The organism is Bacillus sp. FSL M8-0077, from assembly GCF_038050255.1.
Classification (GTDB): domain Bacteria; phylum Bacillota; class Bacilli; order Bacillales; family Bacillaceae; genus Bacillus; species Bacillus altitudinis.
In genome coordinates, this window is sequence record NZ_JBBPAF010000002.1 from 1 (window position 1) to 6,469 (window position 6,469).

Below are 6,469 nucleotides of genomic sequence, written 5' to 3' on the forward strand. Positions count from 1 at the left end.
AAATGTGCGTGTTTTTAGAAAAGCCAACGAGGGTTTTTTCACGAAAGTTTGGTAACGTTTTGAGTTTGAAAAGGAGCGCACTGCACACAAAGAAAGGTAACGTTTTGCAAAAAAAATCAGTCGCAACAAGGGTTCAATAATGGGTGAATTAAGTTCGTGTTTGTTTTGTGTTGTTTCGGAAAAGTGTGCAAAAAAAGGGTGCGTGTGTTACCAATAAAGAGACAAAAACAATTAGAAAATGGAGCAACAAAATAAGAAAATGAGAGAGGGGAATGTTTGTGAGTTATGTGGTTACTGCACGATATGATGATGATAAAGTGTGGGAAGTAGAAGAAGATTTTGAGAGCCATGAAGAAGCAGAGAAAACGATAAAATATTTGAAAAAACATGTGTTGGCAGATGCAAAATGGGAGATCACACCGAAATAAAAAGAAGCGCATATGGCATGTGTCAACGGTAAATCGGACTGAACGAAGTGAGGGAGAATTTAAGGAGTTGACTCATTCACCAAACCCAAAGCCTATTGATTCAAACAAACCCCGTTTGTTTGCGCCAGCCGAAGGGGCATCCCCCGAAGATCGGGGGTAGGGGGTTTGAATATTTGCGATCCAACGGGCTGACCGTTGGCGGGTTTGGGCAGAGCCCGAAAAGAGTCACTAGGGAACCAGTGCCCACTTATGCACCTAGATATATGCTGTGTGTTTTCTCTCCGTTCAAAGCAGAATGCCAGGCATTGTACCGTTGGCATGAAAGAGTCAAAAATGGTAAGATTAAAGAAATATTTGTGCGTCTGTTTTGTTTGGCGAAGGTGTGAGCGGAAGACGACGACAGTCGTCGAGTGGCAACGAAAAAGCGAATCACCGAGAGCCAAACGAGAACCCCCCCCAGCTAACAGGGGGGTAGTACGGAAGAAAAAAGCAAATTGAAGCGAGTCATATCAATGGATTGAGCCGTTTTCGTTTTGAAACGCTTTTTATTTGGATGATAAGATGCATGATTAAATACATAAAAATACCGAGGTTGTAATTCTAAAATGCCTCTGAGAGCGTTCAGATTAGTTTCTGAGCGCTTTTATTTTTGTTCAGGTATAAAAAGATGCAAGTGAAGAAAAAACGCCTCATAGGGCGTTTAAATGATTTTATATTGGTCCTATTCCTCTTTCATAACAACTCATGCACCTACGACACCTCTTTCAGCGACTTTTTGTTCTGGTTGTGATGTTGGCACGACACCTTTTTCAGTGATTTGTTGATCGTTTTGAGTATTTGGATAAATAGTTACACCAGTGATCAATAGAGCCAGCATTGATAAGCTGATTATCCATTTCATTCTAACGCCTCCGTCATTTTGATTAATTCGTCTTTTGCAACAAGTGCATGTTCATAATATTTAACGGCTTGCGTGATATTACCTTTATTTTTCAAGTGATTGCCTGCTTCTCGTGACAATTCGGCTATATCTATCCATAGTCTTTTTTTCTCTAGGTACTTCATTGCATGGTGAATATTGTTTATGTGACTATTGTTGTAAAGAGCATCTATGATCATCAGTTTTGCTCTGTATTCATCTTCGTTATTTTCCTCGACTAGATTCCATGCTTTTTTGTACCAGACGAGAGCTTTATCAGTTTTTCCACTTTTAAAACAGACTTTGCTAAGCATGTAATATGTGCGGATCGTGTTTCTCGATTCTCTATGTTCTGGTATGTCTATTGCTTTAAGCAAATGGCTTTCAGCTTGTGGCAGATAACCACGCTTTTCATAACTAATTCCGATATTGTGGTGAGCTAAACTTTTGGTGTAGAAATCTCCTGTTTCTTGTGCTTTCTTAATAATATTTTCATAATGTTGATCGGCTTCTTTATAGCGCAATAAGTCAACTTTATTTAGTGCTAAGAGTAATTCACTATTCATTTGTCTGTATGTATATTGCTCGTTGGATTTGAATGAATTTAGTGCTTTTTCTGCATGGCTCATGGAAAAGAAATTTTGAAAGATTCGATAATATGCTTCAGCAATTTTGTAGTGGAATTCAGCATGTTCAATTTCATCGGGGATTTTCTTCAACTTGTCTTCAGCAATTTTGTAAAAGTTGATTGCATCTATGTAATTCTTGTTGTGGAACTCAAATTGTCCGTTGAAAAAGTAAAAATAATATTGAATCATGTCGTCCGTTTTTTGAATATCCTCTTGTTTGACGGTTGTGCGGCTTTTAATTTTTAATCGCTGCGCGTCATCTATCAAAAGATTGTTTCTAAAGTCCAAAAGATTGAAATACAGGAGCAGGTCTTGGTTTTGTTCCATATGCGGAAGCATTCTTTTAATCTGTTCTTTCAACTGGATCGCTTCGTCTACTTTTCTTTTTTTAATTACCCCATACCATTCATTCATCATGTTAGCGACTTCTTCATATGCAATTGTTTTAGCCATCATCATACCCACCTTTGCCTGTCGTAAATGTTTCTCTTAATCTTACAGATTTAGTAAATATTTAGAAAGTGAGAAATTCCCCAACGAAACCGATTCTTTTTACGTGGGTGCGTGTGGCTTTGGATGCTGACAGCAATGACTTTTGGATGTACAGCTAGGGATAATATGACTTGTTTTTTACATGTTGTCATTGAAAATATCGGGTACAGTCACTTGGAAATAACACGTAAACTATTAGGTTTTTGATTAAACGTGATATTTCCACTGGTTACAGTCGGCAGGAACCCATCAATAGCAACGGCCAGAAGATCGGACCGAATCGCCATGAAATGACCTTACTTGTTCTATGCTCTTTTGTTTGTCTCTTTTTCAATCCCACCATTTTTGTGAGCGGGTGATGGCACGTGATTCTCCAGATCTGGAGAATTACATTCTGGAGTCAGGTTTAGTCAGGTTGTAGGGGTAGTGTAAAGAATTTTTATACTATGAATGGAGTGGAAAAAACCAAAAAAAAATCTCCCCATGAGGGGAAATTTGGTTTAGTCTTTGGTCTTTTAGATTTTGAGGTTTTGGTTTTTGAAAAGTTGGCGGTTTCGCCAGCTTTTTGGGCGATTTTGACGGAGTCAGAATCGTGTCTTTTCTTATCTTGATACATATAGAAACTACTCAATTTTAAAAAAGTAGGCAAAATCCAGTGCTGTCAAGGGTTTAAAAGCATTTTGACATGTAGAAACTCCTTCTGATATTATTGAGTTACCACACTACAACAATATATTGCTAGAGAACTAGCGACAGAAGGAGTTTCTTTATGTGTAAATCTTTTAATTTTGTTGATTCCAATTCGGATTATACCATCCTTGATGACAAAACCGCAACAGGTAAAAAGCGGGATTGGCGAGGAAAAAAACAAAAATCTACGTTGATGTCTGAGCATTATAAGGCTTTGGAAAAACGCACTGGAGCGCCTTACTACGGAAAAAAGGCTGAAAAAATGTGTGACTGTGCAGAATGCTTGGCGTTTAGAAGAGATAAGGCAACGGGCAGACTACGATTATATCAAGCCTATTTTTGCAAAGTGAGGTTATGTCCTATGTGTGCATGGCGAAGGTCGTTAAAAATTGCCTATCATAATAAACTGATTGTCGAAGAAGCAAACAGGCAATATAAACCGTCATGGATATTCCTCACGTTGACAGTCCGTAATGTCGAAGGTGATGCTCTGAAACAAACCATTTCGGATATGATGACTGCATGGAATCGATTGTTTGGATATAAAGCAGTGAAAACGGCGGTGCTTGGTTACTTTAGAGCATTGGAGATCACGAAGAATCATGAACAAAATACATACCATCCACATTTTCATGTGTTAATACCAGTGAAAAAGAGTTATTTTTCTCATAACTATATTAAACAATCAGAATGGACAAGCCTTTGGAAGCGTGCAATGAAATTGGATTATACACCGATTGTGCATGTGCAGCGGGTCAAAGGGAAAAAGAGTATTGATGCGGAAGCAATTGAAAAAGAAGTGCGCGAAGCAATGGAAGAGCAGAAAGCCATTTTAGAGATTTCTAAGTATCCAGTGAAAGACACTGATGTGATACGTGGGAATGAAGTGACCGAGGAAAATCTTGATACGGTTTATTATTTGGATGATGCTTTAAATGCCAGGCGCTTAATCGGTTACGGCGGGATCTTGAAAGAGATTCATAAGGAACTGAATTTGACGGATGCCGAGGACGGTGATCTTGTTCGGATTGAAGAAGATGATGATGAGGTAGCCAATGAAACGTTTGAGGTCATGGCACGTTGGCATGTTGGCATTAAGAATTACATAATCAGATAGAAAAGCAGGCTCTTAATGGAGCCTGCTTTTTTTATGTAATGTGAGACGACCCCATCCCCTATAATATGGGGTCTCAATAATGGCTATCAAACTAGCACAAACCCTTATGGCTCTAGTCGTTAACCCTAAACACAAAACGTCTGATTTGTGTTTCCTTTATTTTTGTATTGCTGTTACTTTAGCCTTTTTTAGCTTTATACGTATATTTGATTCCGAAGTACATAAAGGCAAGTAGGAATACTGTTATCCAAACCATTTTGAGGTTCACCAAGAAGATTATTGATGCGACTAATATCAGGATTGTTAAATCGAGTTTTTTCTCTATTTTTTTATGTAAAAGGACAAAGACTATTAAAAATATAGATGTTACTAGTACAGGTAAATTTATGATTATTTCAGTCATATTCAATCCTCCTTTTTATATTAAATTTTACTATGAATTAAAGGAGCAAAGAATAGGATTGATGACCTCGAAACCTGTGTGGGACTTTTGATTTTAGAAGGCTGATTTTTGTAACAAAAGCTATTCATGGCAGGGTGTTTTCTGCATTTGAGGAGTTTTATCTCATTTTGGAAAATTCGATTGTTGTCCTCTGTAGACTTATGTAAAATCCCTTACGATAGTAAAATATTGCTAGGGAGGAATTAATTTGAAAATGAAGTCTATGGTTAAAGGTATTCTATCTCTTATCGTGGCAAGTTTATTGATTGCTACAATTGCGCCAGAAGTTCGTGCTGAAACAAATGTTCGAGAAACACCAGTTTTCGTTACTAAGGTTCAGACGATTTTTGATGATGAAATGAAAGATGATATTGAAGCACTTGAAGCGGCTTTTGATGATCCTGTCCTTTGGCAAAATACTGTTCGTTATGCGGGATTAGTAGGTCTTGAACAAACGATGAAAACCCAAGTTGGGGTTACTGCTGCGATTAAAACTAGTCTTAAAAAACTATTGAAAAACAAAAACAGGTTGTTTAATCTTGTGGAACAATTTGCAGGAAAGAGAGCGGCGAAGTCACTTAAAATTCGATTCAATAAGTATGTGGAGCCAGTCCTTAAAGAATTTTTGAAATATGAACAACTTACATGGGATTTAATCAAAGACAACATTGCTTCTGCGTTATACGGTACTGGCATTAAAAATAGTTCAGCTAGACATATTGCTTACTGGATCGTCAAAGTGGCGCAGTGGTTCTTTTGATTAGGAGGAGAAATTTTGAATAGAGAAGAGTTAGATTGTCAATTATCGCTTATGAAAAACGCAATTATGGCTTTGCAGGAACATTTAGCACCTGAATTTAGATCAAGAGATTTGGTCCTGTTGAAGTATAGTTTTACTCAAAAGCAGGTTTTAGAGTTAGATGATTATTTCATGCAGATCACTATGGAAAAATCCAAAGTAAGCAAAGAAGACTTTAGAAAAAAGTTGGCTGAAATAAGAGGTCTTCCTCACTTGACTAAAGAGGTTGCGGAAGATGTTTTATTGTCTTATAAAGCTGATGATTTACACACTAAAGTTGTTAACAACATATTGAAAAAATGAACATGCTGAAGATCCCGAAGAAGCCGACATTGAGTCGGCTTTTTCTTTACACGCTTGACGGAAATCGAGAGATTTTAGCACGCACACAGGGGTGTGTATAAGTGCGCCATAAATGGACTGAGATTGGCGACAAAAAGTGTGAGCTGCGCGACACTGTATTGAGCAAAACGAGAATTGCAAAAACAAGTGAGATGAATCTTGTCACTAGACTTGAGACAAACGACAGCTAGTGGAAAAGAGCATAAGGGAAAACTGCAACCATTTCATGCTTGAAATCACAGGGTGATTTGTTTCGTGTTGGTTGCGATTTTTGAAAGAAATGCGCCTAAAAATGAAATTCTGACACCCCTTTTTTTAGGAGAAAAATGCGGTGATGTGTCAGAAACGGCAAATCTGCCACACCATAAAAAGGAAAAGTGAGAAGAGCATAAGGGGTTTTTGTCCCCACTTATGGTGTGGAACTAGGCAAAGCCTAGCAAAAAAATGACCCCAAAGAAGTGGTGCTGATCACTCCTGCAGCAGTGGCGGTTTTTGAGGTAATCACTTCCCGATCACTACTAAAAAACGAATCGGTCACTTGCGGATCAGTGATGAAAAATGACCGATCACTTGCCAATCACTTGTCAGAGTGCCCAGTTATACGCACCAAA

Annotated in this window: 8 protein-coding genes; 6 read left to right on the forward strand and 2 right to left on the reverse strand. The window is 38.0% G+C overall.

Going from position 1 to position 6,469, the window contains the following annotated elements; translation table 11 throughout:
* Positions 1 to 278: 278 nt before the first annotated feature.
* Positions 279 to 428, forward strand: a complete 150-nt coding sequence (locus NST57_RS20285; RefSeq protein WP_341299244.1) for a hypothetical protein — start codon at positions 279 to 281, stop codon at positions 426 to 428.
* 742 nt (positions 429 to 1,170) lie between these two features.
* On the opposite strand, the gene NST57_RS20290 is transcribed toward NST57_RS20285, so the two are convergent.
* Both NST57_RS20290 and NST57_RS20295 read right to left on the reverse strand, forming a co-directional pair.
* The gene (locus NST57_RS20290; protein WP_186303791.1) at positions 1,171 to 1,329 is read right to left on the reverse strand and encodes a hypothetical protein; all 159 of its coding nucleotides are present in this window, start codon (positions 1,327 to 1,329) and stop codon (positions 1,171 to 1,173) included.
* Complete coding sequence (locus NST57_RS20295) at positions 1,326 to 2,429, reverse strand: response regulator aspartate phosphatase (protein WP_341030018.1); 1,104 nt, start codon at positions 2,427 to 2,429, stop codon at positions 1,326 to 1,328. Before NST57_RS20295 ends, NST57_RS20290 begins: the two co-directional genes overlap by 4 nt.
* 485 nt (positions 2,430 to 2,914) lie before the next feature.
* On the opposite strand from NST57_RS20295, the gene NST57_RS20300 reads away from it, so the two are divergent.
* From NST57_RS20300 to NST57_RS20320, 5 genes are all read left to right on the forward strand, one after another.
* Positions 2,915 to 3,079 carry a hypothetical protein gene (locus NST57_RS20300; RefSeq protein WP_341299245.1) on the forward strand — a complete coding sequence of 55 codons (165 nt, stop codon included), beginning with the start codon at positions 2,915 to 2,917 and terminating at the stop codon, positions 3,077 to 3,079.
* A 158-nt stretch (positions 3,080 to 3,237) separates the two neighbouring features.
* A complete protein-coding gene (locus tag NST57_RS20305; protein WP_341299246.1) occupies positions 3,238 to 4,275 on the forward strand; it encodes a protein rep in 1,038 nt (345 codons plus the stop codon).
* Positions 4,276 to 4,925: 650 nt separating this feature from the next.
* Entirely contained in the window at positions 4,926 to 5,477 is a 552-nt protein-coding gene (locus tag NST57_RS20310) for a hypothetical protein (RefSeq protein ID WP_341299247.1), read from the forward strand.
* 15 nt (positions 5,478 to 5,492) lie between these two features.
* Positions 5,493 to 5,819, forward strand: a complete 327-nt coding sequence (locus NST57_RS20315; RefSeq protein ID WP_341299248.1) for a hypothetical protein — start codon at positions 5,493 to 5,495, stop codon at positions 5,817 to 5,819.
* Between the two features lie 101 nt (positions 5,820 to 5,920).
* Complete coding sequence (locus NST57_RS20320; RefSeq protein WP_268753109.1) at positions 5,921 to 6,049, forward strand: hypothetical protein; 129 nt, start codon at positions 5,921 to 5,923, stop codon at positions 6,047 to 6,049.
* Positions 6,050 to 6,469 lie beyond the last annotated feature (420 nt).

Excerpts from the sequence above, each read along its gene's own strand:
- NST57_RS20290 (WP_186303791.1), bottom strand. The coding sequence starts at position 1,329 with ATGAAATGGATAATCAGCTTATCAATGCTGGCTCTATTGATCACTGGT.
- NST57_RS20295 (WP_341030018.1), bottom strand. The coding sequence starts at position 2,429 with ATGGCTAAAACAATTGCATATGAAGAAGTCGCTAACATGATGAATGAA.
- NST57_RS20300 (WP_341299245.1), top strand. The coding sequence starts at position 2,915 with ATGAATGGAGTGGAAAAAACCAAAAAAAAATCTCCCCATGAGGGGAAA.
- NST57_RS20305 (WP_341299246.1), top strand. The coding sequence starts at position 3,238 with ATGTGTAAATCTTTTAATTTTGTTGATTCCAATTCGGATTATACCATC.